The organism is Cyanobium sp. Morenito 9A2 (assembly GCF_024345575.1).
Taxonomy (GTDB): Bacteria; Cyanobacteriota; Cyanobacteriia; order PCC-6307; family Cyanobiaceae; genus ATX-6F1.
Map to the genome: position 1 here is coordinate 21,102 of NZ_JAGQBJ010000019.1, position 13,561 is coordinate 34,662.

The 13,561-nt window shown below is 64.4% G+C and carries 17 protein-coding genes, 1 tRNA gene and 1 pseudogene; 18 read left to right on the forward strand and 1 reads right to left on the reverse strand.

The genetic code is table 11. From position 1 onward, the window contains the following. The first annotated feature begins 9 nt into the window (after positions 1–9). The 12 genes from KBY88_RS15445 (at position 10) to KBY88_RS15500 (ending at position 8,610) form a co-directional block, all read left to right on the forward strand. On the forward strand, positions 10–105 hold the full coding sequence (locus KBY88_RS15445; protein ID WP_254940833.1) for a photosystem II reaction center protein T: 96 nt from the start codon (positions 10–12) through the stop codon (positions 103–105). A 245-nt stretch (positions 106–350) separates the two neighbouring features. After that, positions 351–857, forward strand: a complete 507-nt coding sequence (gene nrdR / locus KBY88_RS15450; protein WP_254940834.1) for a transcriptional regulator NrdR — start codon at positions 351–353, stop codon at positions 855–857. 99 nt (positions 858–956) lie between these two features. Next, positions 957–2,012 carry a 30S ribosomal protein S1 gene (locus KBY88_RS15455; RefSeq protein WP_254940835.1) on the forward strand — a complete coding sequence of 352 codons (1,056 nt, stop codon included), beginning with the start codon at positions 957–959 and terminating at the stop codon, positions 2,010–2,012. A gap of 34 nt (positions 2,013–2,046) precedes the next feature. Next, positions 2,047–2,802 (forward strand): HAD family hydrolase, encoded by a 756-nt coding sequence (locus KBY88_RS15460; RefSeq protein ID WP_254940836.1) that lies wholly within the window; start codon positions 2,047–2,049, stop codon positions 2,800–2,802. Positions 2,803–2,907: 105 nt separating this feature from the next. Beyond that, the gene (metK, locus tag KBY88_RS15465) at positions 2,908–4,161 is read left to right on the forward strand and encodes a methionine adenosyltransferase (RefSeq protein WP_254940837.1); all 1,254 of its coding nucleotides are present in this window, start codon (positions 2,908–2,910) and stop codon (positions 4,159–4,161) included. A 14-nt stretch (positions 4,162–4,175) separates the two neighbouring features. Beyond that, positions 4,176–5,477, forward strand: a complete 1,302-nt coding sequence (locus KBY88_RS15470) for an FGGY-family carbohydrate kinase (protein WP_254940838.1) — start codon at positions 4,176–4,178, stop codon at positions 5,475–5,477. 157 nt (positions 5,478–5,634) lie between these two features. After that, complete coding sequence (locus KBY88_RS15475; protein ID WP_254940839.1) at positions 5,635–5,916, forward strand: DUF2470 domain-containing protein; 282 nt, start codon at positions 5,635–5,637, stop codon at positions 5,914–5,916. 217 nt (positions 5,917–6,133) lie between these two features. Then, complete coding sequence (locus tag KBY88_RS15480) at positions 6,134–6,622, forward strand: ComF family protein (RefSeq protein WP_254940840.1); 489 nt, start codon at positions 6,134–6,136, stop codon at positions 6,620–6,622. 8 nt (positions 6,623–6,630) lie between these two features. Beyond that, positions 6,631–6,703: transfer RNA gene (locus KBY88_RS15485), tRNA-Phe, on the forward strand. A 22-nt stretch (positions 6,704–6,725) separates the two neighbouring features. Beyond that, positions 6,726–6,980 carry a hypothetical protein gene (locus tag KBY88_RS15490; RefSeq protein ID WP_254940841.1) on the forward strand — a complete coding sequence of 85 codons (255 nt, stop codon included), beginning with the start codon at positions 6,726–6,728 and terminating at the stop codon, positions 6,978–6,980. Between the two features lie 183 nt (positions 6,981–7,163). Continuing rightward, the gene (locus KBY88_RS15495) at positions 7,164–7,757 is read left to right on the forward strand and encodes a chromophore lyase CpcT/CpeT (RefSeq protein ID WP_254940842.1); all 594 of its coding nucleotides are present in this window, start codon (positions 7,164–7,166) and stop codon (positions 7,755–7,757) included. A 112-nt stretch (positions 7,758–7,869) separates the two neighbouring features. Further along, positions 7,870–8,610, forward strand: a complete 741-nt coding sequence (locus KBY88_RS15500) for a phycobilisome rod-core linker polypeptide (protein WP_254940843.1) — start codon at positions 7,870–7,872, stop codon at positions 8,608–8,610. 82 nt (positions 8,611–8,692) lie between these two features. On the opposite strand, the gene KBY88_RS15505 is transcribed toward KBY88_RS15500, so the two are convergent. Next, positions 8,693–9,097 carry a hypothetical protein gene (locus tag KBY88_RS15505; protein WP_254940844.1) on the reverse strand — a complete coding sequence of 135 codons (405 nt, stop codon included), beginning with the start codon at positions 9,095–9,097 and terminating at the stop codon, positions 8,693–8,695. A 276-nt stretch (positions 9,098–9,373) separates the two neighbouring features. On the opposite strand from KBY88_RS15505, the gene KBY88_RS15510 reads away from it, so the two are divergent. From KBY88_RS15510 to KBY88_RS15535, 6 genes and pseudogenes are all read left to right on the forward strand, one after another. Continuing rightward, positions 9,374–10,219 carry a phycobilisome rod-core linker polypeptide gene (locus tag KBY88_RS15510; protein ID WP_254940845.1) on the forward strand — a complete coding sequence of 282 codons (846 nt, stop codon included), beginning with the start codon at positions 9,374–9,376 and terminating at the stop codon, positions 10,217–10,219. Between the two features lie 36 nt (positions 10,220–10,255). Beyond that, complete coding sequence (locus tag KBY88_RS15515) at positions 10,256–10,531, forward strand: rod-capping linker protein CpcD domain-containing protein (protein WP_254940846.1); 276 nt, start codon at positions 10,256–10,258, stop codon at positions 10,529–10,531. Between the two features lie 368 nt (positions 10,532–10,899). After that, the gene (cpcB, locus tag KBY88_RS15520; protein ID WP_254940847.1) at positions 10,900–11,421 is read left to right on the forward strand and encodes a C-phycocyanin subunit beta; all 522 of its coding nucleotides are present in this window, start codon (positions 10,900–10,902) and stop codon (positions 11,419–11,421) included. Positions 11,422–11,469: 48 nt separating this feature from the next. Continuing rightward, positions 11,470–11,961: a C-phycocyanin subunit alpha gene (gene cpcA, locus KBY88_RS15525; RefSeq protein WP_254940848.1), complete on the forward strand. Its 492-nt coding sequence runs from the start codon at positions 11,470–11,472 to the stop codon at positions 11,959–11,961. Positions 11,962–12,227: 266 nt separating this feature from the next. Beyond that, positions 12,228–13,079, forward strand: a complete 852-nt coding sequence (locus KBY88_RS15530; RefSeq protein ID WP_254940849.1) for a phycobilisome rod-core linker polypeptide — start codon at positions 12,228–12,230, stop codon at positions 13,077–13,079. A gap of 365 nt (positions 13,080–13,444) precedes the next feature. Next, a pseudogene (locus tag KBY88_RS15535) lies at positions 13,445–13,561 on the forward strand (phycocyanin subunit beta); the annotation flags it as partial.

Genomic DNA, 13,561 nt, shown 5'->3' on the forward strand with positions numbered 1-13,561 from the left:
AGGTAACCCATGGAGAGCTTCGCCTACATCCTGATCCTCGCCCTTGTGATCTCCACCCTGTTCTTCGCCATCGCGTTCCGCGATCCCCCGAAGATCGGAAAGTGATCCTGGCCTGAGACTTCAGCCCCCCGCCCTTGCGGGGGGCTTTTTTGCTTGTCCCTACTGTTTCAAGCACTTCTTGCGGGAATTCATCGCGCCGATCAGTGCCCCGTTGACCGCGGCCAGACCACAGCCCATGACCTCAGAGCAAGGGCGCCTGGGCATTGCTCTGGTGAAACCCTTTGCAGGGGAGCCCTTCTCAAGTGGCAAATCACTGTCTAGACTTGCAAAGCTTGCGTGGTATCCAAGGGATGCAATGTCCCTCCTGCCAACACACCGATAGCCGTGTCCTCGAGTCCCGCTCCGCGGACTCAGGTCGCAGCGTGAGACGGCGGCGGGAATGCCTGAACTGCGAGCATCGCTTCACCACCTACGAGCGGGTGGAAACGGTGCCGGTCACAGTGATCAAACGCAACGGCAGCCGCGAAACCTTCAACCGCGCAAAGCTGCTCCATGGCCTGTTGCGCGCCTGCGAAAAAACCGGCCTTGAACCCGCTCGCCTGGAGGGGGTCGTTGATGACATCGAAGTGGTGTTGCAGCAGCGCAGCGGCAGGGAAGTGAGCAGCGGTGAGATCGGCGAACTGGTGCTCCAGGAGCTGAGTGAAATGAGTGAAGTGGCCTACGTGCGCTTTGCGTCGGTCTACCGCCAATTCAAGGGAGTCAGCGATTTTGTCGCCACCCTCGAAGGGCTGAGCCGCCGCGCCGGTAAATCCCGCAAGGGCTCCAGCAACGGCAACACCTTGGCGGCGGTCGGCTGAAGGCACCTTCGGTTTGTATAGTCGTGGATTGCGCATGCCCTGTCGGCGGACAGGCATGGGCTTTCCTTCGACCTGCCCCAGGCAGTCCGCCAGCGCCCCATGACCCTGACCCCTTCCGACACCAGCGTTACGTCCGATCTGGATCTGGTGAGCGAGGACGCCACCGATCTCGACCTGGCTTTCACGGAAGAGGTTCCCACCGCCGATGACCCCAGCAGCCGGGCGGCGGCCCGCGACAGCGACGGTGTGGGATTCACCCTCGACGAATTTGCCTCGCTGCTCAGCAAGTACGACTACAACTTCAAGCCCGGCGACGTGGTGAAGGGCACCGTGTTCGCCATGGAGCCCAAGGGGGCCATGATCGACATCGGTGCCAAGACCGCCGCCTTCATGCCCATGCAGGAGGTGTCGATCAACCGGGTGGAGGCCCTCTCCGACGTGCTTGAGCCCGGAGAAGTGCGGGAGTTCTTCATCCTCAGTGAAGAGAACGAAGACGGCCAGCTCACCCTCTCGATCCGCCGCATCGAGTACCAGCGGGCCTGGGAGCGCGTGCGTCAGCTCCAAAAGGAGGACGCCACCATCTACAGCGAGGTCTTCGCCACCAACCGGGGCGGGGCCCTTGTGCGCGTGGAAGGCCTGCGGGGCTTCATCCCCGGCAGCCACATCAGCACCCGCAAGCCCAAGGAAGATCTGGTCGCCGACTTCCTGCCCCTCAAGTTCCTTGAGGTGGATGAGGAGCGGAACCGCCTCGTGCTCAGCCATCGCCGCGCCCTGGTGGAGCGCAAGATGAATCGCCTGGAGGTGGGCGAGGTGGTGATCGGCACCGTCCGCGGCATCAAGCCCTACGGCGCCTTCATCGACATCGGCGGCGTCAGCGGACTGCTGCACATCTCCGAGATCAGCCACGAGCACATTGAGACCCCCCACACGGTGCTCAATGTCAACGATCAGATGAAGGTGATGATCATCGACCTCGACGCCGAGCGCGGCCGGATCTCCCTGTCGACGAAGGCCCTCGAACCGGAACCGGGCGACATGCTCACCGACCCGGCCAAGGTGTTCGAAAAAGCCGAAGAGATGGCCGCCCGCTACAAGCAGATGCTGCTCGAGCAGGCCGAAGAGAACGACGAGCCCCTGGGCGTCACCCTGGACTGACCCCATCGCCATCTGGTCAGGGCCCTTCCCCCCCATGGCACGCCTGCTGCTTCGCGGAGAGGATCTGGGCCCCGTTCGCGCCGTGTTGTTCGACAAGGACGGCACCTTGAGCCACAGTGAGCCGCTGCTGGTGAAGCTTGGATCGGCCCGCATCGAAGCGGCTATCGAGCGGGTATCAATCGAGCAGGGAACCCAGTTGCGAGATCTGCTTCAGCGCGCCTACGGGCTCGGCGTGGGCGGTATCGATCCGGCCGGCACCACGGCGGTGGCCTCAAGGGCCCACAACCTGATCTCCACCGCCACGGCTTTCTGCCAGGTGGGGCTGAGTTGGGCCGAGGCCCTGTCCCAGAGCGAGGCGGTGTTCGCCCAAGGCGACGTCCTCCTCGGCAGTGGCTCCCTGCCCCAGAGCCAACCCACTCCAGGCCTGACCCAACTGCTGCTGGCCTTACGGCAAGCCGGTGTGCGCTGTGGAGTGATCAGCAACGACGAAAGCTCAGGCATTCAGCATTTCCTTGAGTGCCATGGCCTGCAGGATGGCTTCCAGGCGATCTGGAGTGCCGACCACCGCCCCTGCAAGCCGGATCCAGCGGCCGTTCACGGACTCTGTGACGCTCTGGGCATTGCTCCCTCCGACTGTGCCCTGATTGGTGATGCGGACAGCGATCTGACCATGGCCGCGCGCGCCGGTGTACCGGTGGTGATCGGCTACAGCTCCGGCTGGAGTCTCCGCCCTGACCTGAGCGCCCCCCACCACCCCCTGGAGCACTGGTCAGAACTGAGCATCACCTAAGCCAGCGACCTCGCTGCCTCAGCACTCGTCCAGCAGCCAACAACGGCACATCCTTGCCGATGGGCTGGAGATAGGCTCAAACGCTCCCTTCCGCAGCCACTCGGCATGAGCCGTTACGTCTTCACCTCGGAGTCGGTCACCGAAGGGCACCCCGACAAGATCTGTGATCAGATCAGTGACGCCGTGCTCGACGCCCTGCTGGCCCAGGACCCCGCCAGCCGGGTGGCCTGCGAGACCGTGGTCAACACGGGGCTCTGCCTGATCACAGGTGAGGTCACCACCCAGGCCCGGGTCGACTTCAACACCCTGGTGCGGGGGGTGATCGAGCAGATCGGCTACAGCAGCGCCCGGGCCGGGGGCTTCGACGCCCACAGCGCCGCCGTGCTGGTGGCCCTCGACCAGCAGTCCCCCGACATTGCCCAGGGGGTGAACGAGGCCGATGACCACGACGGCGACCCCCTCGACAAGGTGGGCGCGGGCGACCAGGGAATCATGTTCGGCTTCGCCTGCGACGAGACCCCCGAGCTGATGCCCCTGCCGATCAGCCTCGCCCACCGACTGGCCCGCCGGCTGGCCCAGGTGCGCCATGACGGCACCCTGGGCTACCTGCTGCCCGACGGCAAGACCCAGGTCAGCGTCGTCTACGAAGACAACCGGCCCGTCTCGATCGACACGATTTTGATCTCCACCCAGCACGTGGCCGAGATCGACGGCATCAGCGATGAGAAAGGCCTGCGGGAGCGCATCTCCGCCGACCTCTGGGTGCATGTGGTGGAGCCCGCCACCGGCGACCTCGATCTCAAGCCGGTGAAGGGCAGCACCCGTTTCCTGGTCAACCCCACCGGCAAGTTCGTGGTCGGGGGGCCCCAGGGAGATGCGGGCCTGACCGGCCGCAAGATCATCGTCGACACCTACGGGGGCTATGCCCGCCACGGCGGCGGCGCCTTCTCCGGCAAGGATCCCACCAAGGTGGACCGCTCCGCCGCCTACGCCGCCCGCTACGTGGCCAAGGCGCTGGTGGCGGCTGGGCTGGCCTCCAAGGTGGAGGTGCAGCTCAGCTACGCCATCGGCGTGGCCCGGCCGGTGAGCATCCTTGTGGAGAGCTTCGGCACCGGCGCCCTCGGCAACGAAGACCTCACCGCCCTGGTTCAGGAACACTTCGACCTGCGCCCCGGGGCGATCATCGCCACCTTCGGCCTGCGCGATCTGCCCCAGCAACGCGGTGGCCGCTTCTATCAGGATGTGGCGGCCTACGGCCACTTCGGACGCCGCGACCTGGATCTGCCCTGGGAGAACGTGGACACCATCGCCGCCAGCTTGCAGCAGGCCACGGCCAGCCGGGTGGGCGCTTCCGCCTGAGTCCGGACGCCCCGGTGGGGGCCTCCCAGGAACCCAGCCCCGATCTGGCCCTGGGCATCGACCTGGGCAGTAGCGGGCTACGGCTGGCCCTGATCGATGCCCAGGGCACCCTGCTGAGCGAGCGCAGCGGCAGCTATCCCCTGCCCTTCGAGCAACCCGAAGGCTGGCGCCGAGGGTTGGTGGAGCTGATCGGAACCCTCGAGGAGCCCCTGCGGGCCCGGGTGGGTGCCATCGCCCTCGACGGCACCTCCGGAACCCTGCTGCTCTGCGGCCCTGATGGCAGCACCCGTGGGCCGGCTCTCCCCTACCACCGGGCCTGCCCTGAGCAGGCCGGAGCCCTGGCGTCGCTGGTGCCCGCCGGCAGCGCCGCCGCCAGCGCCAGTGGCAGCCTGGCGCGCGCCTTGAACCTGCTCAGCCGGGAAGGGGCCCTCGATGACTCCCACCATCTGTTGCTGCGCCATCAGGCCGACTGGCTGATGGGCTGGCTGCTGGGCCACTGGCGTTGGGGCGAAGAAGGCAACAACCTCCGCCTCGGCTGGGATCTGCAGCGCGAGTCCTGGGCGGGCCGAATCGAGCAGCAACCCTGGAGCAGCGCCCTGCCCGAGGTCGTGCCCAGTGGCGCCGCCTTGGGGCCCCTGGGCCCACAGGCATCCGAGCAGCTGGGGCTGCCGGCCAGCTGCCAGGTGGTGAGCGGCACGACCGATGCCAATGCGGCCGTGCTGGCCGCGGGCCCAGGCCCCGGTGATGGGGTGAGCGTCCTTGGCACCACCTTGGTGCTCAAGCGCTTCGTGGACGCCCCCCTGGAAGGCCCCGGGCTCACCAACCACCGCGTGGGCGGCCGCTGGCTGGTGGGTGGGGCCTCCAATGCCGGCGCCGGCATCCTGCGTCGGTTCTTCACACCTGCGCAGATCGAACAGCTCAGCCGCCAGATCGATCCCCGCCGCCCCTCGGGCCTGCGGCTAAGGCCCCTACCCGCTCCCGGCGAGCGCTTCCCCGTGGACGCCCCCCAGCTGGAGCCCGTGCTGGAGCCCAGGCCGATCAGCGATGCCCTCTATCTCCAGGCCCTGCTGGAGGGACTGACCGCGATCGAGGACCAGGGCTGGCAGCGGCTGGCGGAGCTGGGGGCCCCGCCGCTGGAGCGGGTGATCAGCCTGGGGGGCGGCGCCCGCAACCCCCAATGGCGCCTGCTGCGTCAACGGGCCCTGGGGATCCCTGTGCTCAACCGCCCCGGGCTGGCCCCCGCCCTCGGCACAGCCCGCCTGGCCCTGGGAGGGTGGAGGATGGGCCCTTCCTTATTGCCGCAACGAAGACCATGAACGAACGGTTGCGCACGGTTCTGTCCATGGGTCTGTTCCTGGTGCTGGCCGGCTATGTCGGTTTCAGCGCCCTGCGGCTGGGCCTGCTGCTCTGGCAGCGTTTCGGCGCCGGCTGAACACCACGCCTCAGAATCGTCATCAGCCCCCACCCCTCCCCATGGCCGCCGATCCCCTCACCGCCAGCGTCAGCGACCGCATCTGCCGTCACATGAATGCCGACCACGCCGAGGCGGTGGCGGACTTCGCCCGGCACTACGGCGGCGTCGAAGCCACCGATGGGGCCGTGATGACGCAGGTGACACCGGAGGGGATGGTGCTGGAGGTGGCGGGATCGCTCGTGTCAGTGCCGTTCGATCACACCCTCAGCGACAGCGAGGACGCCCACCGCACCCTGGTGGCGATGCTGCGGGCCCTGCCCGCCAAGGGCGGGGAATCCTGAGCGGGTCCCACCCACGCCTTCGGGCGATGCTGCCGTGCTGGCTCAGCTGCTTCAGGGTTGCCTGGATCTGATCGCCACCCCCTGCTGCCCCCTCTGTCAGAACCCCCTTGAGCCAGGTGCCCCCGGCCCAGGCCCCTGTGGATCCTGCCTTCACCGGCTCGACCTTCCTCCCCTGGGGATTCACGGGGATCAGCCGCTTCCCTGGTGGAGCCTCGGCTTGTATGAAGGCCAACTGCGGCGGTTGCTGTTGCACCAGCGGCAGAACCCCTCCCCCGTGGTGATCGCCAGCTTGGGCGAGCGCCTGGCCGAGCCCTGGGCGGCAAGCCCGCTCCGCCCCCTGGTGGTCGCCATCCCGAGTTGGAAACGCCAGGGCAACCCCTTGCCCGACTTGATCAGCCGCAGCCTCGGGTTCGAGCAGGTCACACCACTGGAGCGAACCCGTCCAACCCTGGGGCAACACCACCTGGGCAAGGGACTGCGAGCCCTCAACCAGGAGGGAGCCTTCCGCTGCCGGCCCGGCGCCGCGAGGCCGGGTCCACTGCTACGGCGACGTCCGCTGCTGATCGTCGACGACATCCTCACCACGGGCGCCACCGCCTGCGCCGCCGCCACGGCCCTGGGCGCGGCCGGCTACCGCGTGGAGGGCCTGCTGTGCCTGGCTCGGACCCCAGCGAAGGGCCGTGATCTAAGATCTGCCCGTCGCTGATGCGACAGGCCGGGATAGCTCAGTTGGTAGAGCAGGCGATTGAAAATCGCCGTGTCCCCAGTTCAAATCTGGGTCCTGGCATCACCGTCTCGAGCACCGTTCGATGGGAACACCGCCCGAGCCCAACCCCTCCCAGCTGTTCAACAACGCCGACAGCTTCGCAATGGTCTTTGATGAGGCCTGGAAGCGCCACACCTTCCTGCAGCCCAAGCACGGATTGAGCACAGAAGCCAAGCTCGACTTGATCCTCGATGAGGTGGGGGAGCACCCTTTCGCCCTGAGCTCCCCGCAGGTCGCTCGGCAGGTGGCCCAATTCCGCACCCGCCTGCTAGGCCTCGGAAAAACCAATGCCGTCTGAGCCTTCCCCGAAGCTCGTCCATGGCCACCGTCACCTCTAGCCCGGGCGCCCCCCCATCAGGATGGACCGCAACGTCTCTAGCAGGGGACCGGACCAACCCAACAGCGACCCCAGCACCGACCCGCTGCCCCCCCAAGGCCAATCCGTTGGCAGCGAAAATCGGCTTCCATAGGATCCCCGGCCATGAGTACTCCCCTCCCACGCCTGCTCCGCCAGTTGAGCGCTGGGTTCAGCAACCAGCGACAGGCCTTCGACAACCCGGCGATCTTTGCCCACATCCTGGTGAAGTTCCGGCCCCTGCCGCAGCTGGAGCCAGGCTCGCTGCTCGTGGAGCAGTCCTATGCCTTTGATCCCGGCCGCCCTTACCGCATCCGGGTGTTGCGGGCAGAGCAGCGGCCCGAGGGGCTGATCATCCAGAACAAGGCCCTGCACGACGACCAGCGGTTCTGGGGCGGCGTGGATGATGCCGAACGCCGGGCCGCCATCGCTGAATCCGACCTGAAGGTGCTGGAAGGTTGCAACTACGTCGTACGAGAAACCCCCGAGGGGTTCACAGGTGAGGTGGAACCTGGCTGCCGCTGCCTGGTGAAGCGCAAGGGCGCCGTGGCCTACCTGGTCAGCAGCTTTGAACTCGACCCTGGCGGCATGCGCACGATCGATCGCGGCCATGATCCCCAGACCCATGAGCAGCTCTGGGGAGCCCTGGCCGGGCCCTTCCAGTTCGAACGCACGGACGACTACAGCGAAGAGATCCCGGACCACTGGCTCAGCGCCTGAGGCCAGAAACTTCATGAAGGTCTGCGTTGTGAAGCTCTGTGAGCGATGTTGGCAATAAGCGAATGTGCTCAATGGCGTCCCCTAGGTTGCCGTGCGATTCGATCCCCATGCCATGGCTCTGCCCCTGCTTGAAACCCGCCCCGTCACCCAGAACGCAAGGGTCGAAAGCTTTTTGATCGGCAACGACGAATCACCACGCCGCCTCCCCGACGGTGGGCGCCCCAACCCCGAGGCGTTCGATGAACTCATCGAACGGTCCTACCGCCAGATCTTCTTCCACGCCTTCAAAGTCGATCGGGAACCAGTGCTGGAATCCCAGCTGCGCAGCGGCTCGATCAACACCCGCGATTTCGTGCGTGGCCTGCTGTTGTCCAGGAGATTCCGTGAAGGCTTCTATCGCGTCAATAGCAACTACAGGCTCGTGGAGCAACTGATTGGCCGGGTTCTCGGCCGCGATGTGCATGGTGATCAAGAAAGGATCGCCTGGTCGATCGTGATCGCCGAACAGGGACTACAAGCCTTCGTTGATGCCCTGCTTGAATCGGATGAATACCTCGAGAACTTCGGCTACGACGAGGTGCCCCATCAGCGCTCCCGGGTACTCCCTGGACACGCCAAAGGCAACCTGCCATTCAACCAAAAAGCCCCGCGCTACGACGCCTACTGGCGCGACATCACAGCTCGCAGGGCGCCTGCTGATCCCTTCGGCGACGGTTCCATGTCCCCCGCCTGGGTCGGAGGTGAGCCCCCCGCCATCGCAAAGAAGATCTGGCTCGCCTTCCTGGCGATCGGCGCCCTGGAGGTGGGCCGTGTGCTGCTGACCACCGCCGCCGCGATCTTGAGCACTGGTTGAGCGGATCGATCGGCGTTGCGTTGGCCACGGTGGAGGTCGAGGGCAGCGGCCATCAGAACCCTCGGCCACCACGTGGTTCTGCTCAGGCACTCAGTTCGTCCATGAACCTCTGCTCTGCCTCATCGGGGAAGGGATCAACGCCGAAATCGCCTTGATGGATGGCGTTGTCCGCCTCTCCCGCCACGCTTCTGGGGAAGGGGAGCACCGAGGGAGCCGAGCGGGCACGGGCCCCTTGATGATCCTGAAGCCAGTCCTCCAGCCGCGCGAGACGCGCTTCCGTCTGGGCCAAGATCTGGCCTGTGGAACCTGGGAGTTCTGAATCGCCCTGAGCCTCGCGTCCAACCTGCTCCAAGTGATGCTCGGCCCGCTGCAACCGCTCCTCCAACTCCAGCAACCGGATCGTGAGGGTTTCACTCACTTCGCTCAGAGCCCGGAGTTGCTCGCTCAGCCGCTGCTGCAAGGGTGGCGGGAGAGGGGAATGGGCCATGGCCCCCTGGGAACGGAATCTGGCCGGATGGTATCGGCCCCTCGCCGGGCCGCCAGTCCCTGAATTTGTAACGATTCTGAAAACCCCGGATGCAGCTCAAATGTCACCCATAGGATCCTTCTGCAGCCTCAGAGTCGGTGTGACCTGGCCCATCTCAGCCAGGCGCATCTGATCCGGCTTCCGCACGGGTAGCGCCACGCCCTCCAGCGCAAGCATTAGCTGCCGCAGGCTGCTCTCCCCGCTGCTCCGTCCTTCTCCTCCTCGGCCCACATCCCCATGACTCTCGCCAACGCTGCCTACCTGGGCATCAAGCGTTTTGTTGACGATCGCAGCAAGGAAAACTGGCCCAACGGCAACGACGATGAAAAATCCCGGCTGATCTACGCCGTCTACCAACAGGTGCTCGGCCGCCAGTACGTTCTGTCCAGTGAGCGCCTGGAGGGTCCGGAATCCCTCTTCCGCCGCGGTTACCTCAGCGTGCGCGAGTTCGTTCGTCAGGTGGCCAAGAGCGGTGAGTACCGCCGCCGCTTCTTCGACGACACAAATGCCTACAAGTTCATTGAACTGAACTTCAAGCATCTCCTTGGCCGCGCCCCCCAAAACAAGGCAGAGGCGCTGCACCACTTCACGATCCTTCAAGAGAAGGGCTTCGAAGCTGAAATCGACTCCTACCTCGACAGCACTGAGTACCAGCATCGCTTTGGAGAGGAGCAGGTTCCCTTCATCCACGGCCTGGGTTATTCGGCTGGCCAACACGGCCTGCAGTTCTCCTATCTGCTGCAACTCACCCGCGGTGTCGCCGCCTCTGTCAAAGGTGACATCGTCAAGAACCAGTCCCGACTAAACCCCGCCATTCACAAGGAAGCTCCGCTGCCCGTGATCAGCCCCAACGCCAAGGGCTCCACCTTCCGCTCAGCCCGCGCCGATGGGGTGACCCGCCAAGGCGTTGGTGCCGGCGAGGAAGGTCGCACCTTCCGCGTCGAAATCAGCGGCTTCAATAATTACCGCCTCCACAAGCGGAGCAACCGCGTGCGCTTCATCCCCTTCAACAAACTGCTTGAGTATCAGCAGCAGATCCATCGGGAAGGCGGTCGCATCGCCAGCATCACTCCGGTGAACTGAACCCCGCTCATTGACGTCTTGTCTTCTTCGAACACTATGAAGGTCTCCGCAGGCAACCGCAGCACCAGCTCCAGCTCCACCCGTCAGGTCACCGTCCAGGTGACCGGGCTGGCCCGCAACGACTACGCACGCTCCTCCGATGTGGAGTTGCACATTCCCTTCACCCGCTTCAATGAAACGCTGCAGATGGTGAACCGCATGGGCGGCAAGATCACCAGTGTGAGCGTCACTGGCGAAGGCACCGCCGCCTCCGCCAAACCGGCAGCGCCCCGCAAGAGCAACAAGAGGCCAGGGGCACCCGCCGAAGGCTGAGACGCTGGCCCAGGTTGGGCTTGAAGTCCTGATTTACCCCCCCTCAACGGGGGGCTTTTCATGGCTGCGGCACCAAGAGGTTCAAGGAGCAACATTCGCTGTCTCCGTTGTGACATGGTCAACCCCCAGCGCCCTTAAGGCATTGGGCAAACCCCTTGCAGCGCAGTTGGTTTCCAGAGGCAGTGACCATTTGTTAAGACCTGCTCATGGTGGCCATAAGCAGGAACAACAATATGAGGGTTCAATCGACTGGCCGGGCGCTTACGCCAGCCGCCTCGAGAGACACCGTGGGGCCTCCCCCAAGAGCCCACGCCTCCCAATTCCATCCCACCTCCAACCCTCGGGTTGGATCTCCTAGCCCCTTACACATGACCTACGACGCCTTCACCAAGGTCGTTGCTCAGGCTGATGCCCGCGGCGAATTCCTCAACGGTGGCCAGATTGATGCCCTCGCGGCGATCGTCGCTGACAGCAACAAGCGGCTGGATTCTGTGAACCGGATCACCTCCAACGCTTCCAGCATCGTCACCAACGCCGCCCGCGATCTGTTTGATCAGCAGCCTGCTCTGATCGCCCCCGGTGGCAACGCCTACACCCACCGTCGCATGGCCGCCTGCCTGCGCGACATGGACATCATCCTCCGCTACATCACCTACGCCACCTACCTCGGTGATGCGTCCGTGCTGGAAGATCGTTGCCTCAACGGCCTCCGCGAAACCTACCTGGCCCTCGGCGTCCCCGGCGCTTCCGTGGCTGAAGGCGTTCGCAAGATGAAGGACGCTGCCCTTGGTCTGGTCAACGACCGCAACGGCATCACCCCCGGTGACTGCTCCGCCCTGGTTTCCGAAATCGGCACCTACTTCGACCGCGCCGCCGCCGCTGTCGGCTGATCCCCTCGGTCCTTCTGGTCCAACTCTTCTTCTCCTTCTCTTCTACCCATGTCGAAGACTCCCCTCACCGAGGCCGTTGCCGCAGCCGACTCACAAGGTCGGTTCCTGAGCAACACCGAGCTCAACGCTGCCTTCGGTCGTTTCGAGCGCGCCAAGAACGCCCTTGAAGCTGCCAAGGCCCTCACCGCCAAGGCTGATGAGCTCGTGAACGGCGCCGCCCAGGCCGTCTACAACAAGTACCCCTACACCACCCAGCAGCAGGGCAACAACTTCGCCTCCACCCCCCGCGGTAAGGCCAAGTGTGCCCGTGACATCGGTTACTACCTTCGTCATGTCACCTACTCCCTGGTGGCTGGTGGCACCGGCCCCCTCGATGAGTACCTGATCGCCGGTCTCGACGAGATCAACCGTGCGTTCGAGCTCTCCCCCTCCTGGTACGTCGAAGCCCTGACCTACATCAAGGCCAACCACGGCATTGCCGGCGACCCCGGTGTCATCGCCAACAACTACATCGACTACGCCATCAATGCTCTGATCTGAATCCCCCAAGGATCCTTCAGACCTGTTGCCGGGGCCCTCTTTGGGGGCCCTTTTTTTATGACTAAACAATCGATCTGCGCGTGGTGTTGGGTGTAACAATTCCGGCGCATACCCCCCAAAATGTCCTACCGACAGCCATACAATTGGGAGCGCTCCCGTTGGACACAGAAGGAACGCTGCGGCTGCGGCCCCTAGGCTGCGGCCGGATTTCGTCGGCGTCTCTCGCCGTTTGACTCTTTTCTCCCCACCACCCGAGTGCCTCCTCCATGACCCTCGTCAACGCCGCCTATCTGGGCCTCGATCGCTACGCCAGCAACCAAAACAATGAGAACTGGGCCGCTGGCTCCGATCAGGAGAAAACCGCACTGATCAATGCGGTGTATCGCCAGGTGCTTGGTTACCAGTACCTGATGGCCAACGAGCGCCTCACCGGCGCTGAATCGTTGTTCCGCAACGGCTACCTCAGCGTGCGTGAGTTCGTTCGCACGGTGGCCAAGAGTGGTTTGTATCGCGAAAAGTTTTTTAATAACACCAATCCCTACCATTTCATTGAGCTGAACTTCAAGCATCTGCTCGGTCGTGCGCCAGAAGGGAAAGCTGAAATGCTCCATCACTTCTCGCTACTGCAAGAGCATGGCGTGGAGGCGGAGATTGATTCCTACATCGACAGTGAGGAGTATCAGAACCGCTTCGGAGAAGAGCAGGTGCCGTTCCTGCACGGTTGGGACTACTCCGCCGGTCAGGTCGGCCGCCAGTTTTCCTGGCTGCTTCAACTCACCCGTGGGGTCGCCGCCTCGGTCAAAGGCGACCTCACCGGCAACAGTTCCCGGCTGGGCAAGGCCCTTCACCAGGATCGGGCCCTTCCCGTCGTCAGCCCCAACGCCAAGGGGGCCGGCTACCAGCCCACCGGCGCCGCCAACGAATCGATCACCCAAAGCGCCCGAGGCATCGGTGAAAAATCCCGCGTCTACCGCGTGGAGGCCACCGGCCTCACCAACTACCGCCTGCACAAGCGCAGCAGCATCGTTCGCTTCGTGACCTTCGACAAGCTGCTGGAAGCCCAGCAAGCGATCCACCGCCAGGGCGGTCGGGTGGCCAGCGTTTCGCCTGTCAACTGAGCCGAGTGGGCCAAGGGGCTTCCACCCCTAGCGCTTCTCCTCAATCTCCGCCCATCTCGATCCCGGCAGCTTCATCAGCGCCGGGTTTTTTATGGCCTGCTCGCAAACAGAGCTACGGAAAATCTTCAGATTTCAATCAACCTTGGGCACGGTCACGGCATGGCCTGACAATAGTGATGACCCTTTGTGAACTTCCCATCGAAGTGCGCCGTTCTTTCGCAGAATGCACGAGGTCAAGCGAAGGCATTCGGCCCACGGGCATCGCCGTGAATCTGATGCTTTCGATGGCTACGTGGGTCATCATCAAATGACCTCACCGATCCACCCAACCCCGACGCTAGCGTCGAGAATAGGAGCTCTTATCTATGACCTACGACGCCTTCACCAAGGTCGTTGCTCAGGCTGATGCCCGCGGCGAATTCCTCAACGGTGGCCAGATTGATGCCCTCGCGGCGATCGTCGCTGACAGCAACAAGCGGCTG